This is a genomic window from Niveispirillum sp. BGYR6 (genome assembly GCF_027568365.1).
Lineage (GTDB): Bacteria > Pseudomonadota > Alphaproteobacteria > Azospirillales > Azospirillaceae > Niveispirillum.
Genome location: NZ_JANLNL010000028.1, coordinates 1 through 2,188, shown reverse-complemented (window position 1 = coordinate 2,188; position 2,188 = coordinate 1). Strand labels below are relative to the sequence as shown.

Genomic DNA, 2,188 nt, shown 5'->3' with positions numbered 1-2,188 from the left:
CGGCCCGGTCCGGGTCTATCTGGCGTGCGGTGTGACGGACATGCGCAAGGGGATGGATGGTTTGGCGGCCCAGGTTCAGACGATGCTGCGGCTGGATCCGCATGGCGGGGCGATCTATGCGTTCCGGGGGCGCAGCGGTGACCGGGTGAAGCTTCTCTGGTGGGATGGTCAGGGCCTGTGTCTGTTTGCCAAGCGGCTGGAAAAGGGCCGGTTTGTCTGGCCGCGGGCGGCGGACGGGACGGTATCGCTGACGCCGGCCCAGCTATCGATGCTGCTGGAGGGGATTGACTGGCGGAACCCGCTGCGGAGTTGGTCGCCCGAGGCGGCGTGCTGAGGGCCGTGGCGATGTGACTCAGGGTGGGGGCGGGTCCGGCGGGATGCCGGGCAAACGGCGCTTTGGTATACTGCCCGGATGATGCAGGACAGTGCCCAGGAGATTGCCCGGCTGCGGGCGGCATTGGCGGAGCGGGAGGCGGAACTGGCCTCCGCGCGGGCGGAATTGACGGGTGCCAAGCTGCTGATCGGGCGGTATCGGCTGGAACTGGCCTCCCTACGCCGCCAGCGGTTCGGGGCCTCGTCGGAGAAGCTGGACGGTCGAATTGCGCAGCTGGAACTGCTGCTGGAGGATCTGGAGGAAGGCGAGGCCGCGGCGCCGGTGCGGAGCGGGTCAGACAAGCCCCGTCCGGAACGGCCCCTGATACAGCCGGTGCGCCAGCCATTACCGCCGCATCTGCCGCGTGAGGATGTGGTGCTTGGCACCGGGCGATGTGTGCCCTGGCTGCGGCGGACGGCATTTCTCGCCCCTGGGCGAGGATGTGACCGAGATTCTGGAGAAGGTTCCGGCCCGGCTGAAGGTGATCCGGCATGTGCGGCCGAAACTGTCCTGCCGGGCCTGTTCCACCATTATGCAGGCCCCGTCGCCTGATCTGCCGATCACGCGCGGCCGGCCGGGTGCGGGGCTGATCGCCCAGGTGGTGGTGGGCAAATATCTGGATGGTCTGCCGCTCTATCGGCAATCGGCGATGCTGGCCCGCGAGGGTATCGAAATCGAGCGCGCCACCCTGGCCGACTGGGTGGGGCACGCGGCCTGGTGGGTGGCGCCGCTGGCCGAGCGGATCGGGGCCTATGTGCGGGGTGCCCCGGTCATCCATACCGACGACACGCCCGTGGCGATGCTGGCACCGGGACAGGGGCGCACCCGGACAGGTCGGCTCTGGACCTATCTGGTGGATGAGCGGCCCTGGTGCGGGGATCGGGCACCGGCGACCTGGTACCGGTTCAGCCCCGACCGCAAGGGCGAGCGCCCCCGTGAACATCTGGCCGAATACAGGGGCGTTATCCAGGCCGACGCGTTCAGCGGCTATATTGCCCTGACCCGCGCGCCGCCTGATCCGGGGGATGGGACGGGCGACGGGGTGCCCATCATCCGGCATGCGGCCTGCTGGGCCCATGCGCGGCGCAAATTTCATGAATTGTTCGAGGCGACGGGCTCCCCGGTCGCGGGCGAGGCGCTGGCGCGGATCGCCGCCCTCTACGCCATCGAGGCAGAGATCACCGGACAGAAGGCGGAGCAGCGTCGGGACGCCCGCCAGCGCCTGGCCGTGCCCCTGCTGGCCGACCTGAAGGTGTGGCTGGAAAGCCAGGCCGCGCGCCTGTCTGCGAAGACCGCCCTGGCCAAGGCCATCCAGTACGCGCTCGGCCGCTGGACGGCGCTGCTGCTCTATACCGGGGACGGCCGGATCGGCATCGACAACAACCCGGCCGAACGCAGCCTGCGCACCATTGCCCTGACGCGGAAGAATTTTCTGTTCTTAGGCTCCGAGGCCGGCGGCAAGCGGGCGGCCGATCTCTATACCGTGCTGGAGACGGCCCGGCTCAACGGGCTGAACCCGGAGGCCTGGCTGGCCGAAGCCATCGACCGCATGGCCAAGGGCCATCCGATCAATCGCCTGGATGAACTTCTCCCCTGGAACTGTCGGGAACCGGCGCTACAATCGCCGGCATGAACCAGGCCGACCCATCCCCCGGTGCCACATCCTTCCACGAGATCGCCACCCTGCGCATCGAGTTGAAGGACAGTGATCCCCTGATCTGGCGTGAATTGGAGGTGCCGACCTCCGTCACGTTGAAGGTGCTGCACGACATCGTCCAGGTCGCCATGGGCTGGTTCGATTATCATCTCTGGGAA

Annotated in this window: 1 protein-coding gene and 2 pseudogenes; all 3 read left to right on the top strand. The window is 68.1% G+C overall.

Annotation, left to right across the window (positions count from 1 at the left end):
- Positions 1-19: 19 nt before the first annotated feature.
- The gene (tnpB, locus tag PCJ49_RS24630; protein ID WP_269913307.1) at positions 20-334 is read left to right on the top strand and encodes an IS66 family insertion sequence element accessory protein TnpB; all 315 of its coding nucleotides are present in this window, start codon (positions 20-22) and stop codon (positions 332-334) included.
- Between the two features lie 78 nt (positions 335-412).
- Positions 413-2,006, top strand: a pseudogene (locus PCJ49_RS24625) (IS66 family transposase).
- A pseudogene (locus PCJ49_RS24620) lies at positions 2,003-2,188 on the top strand (plasmid pRiA4b ORF-3 family protein); the annotation flags it as partial. The pseudogenes PCJ49_RS24625 and PCJ49_RS24620, both read left to right, overlap by 4 nt.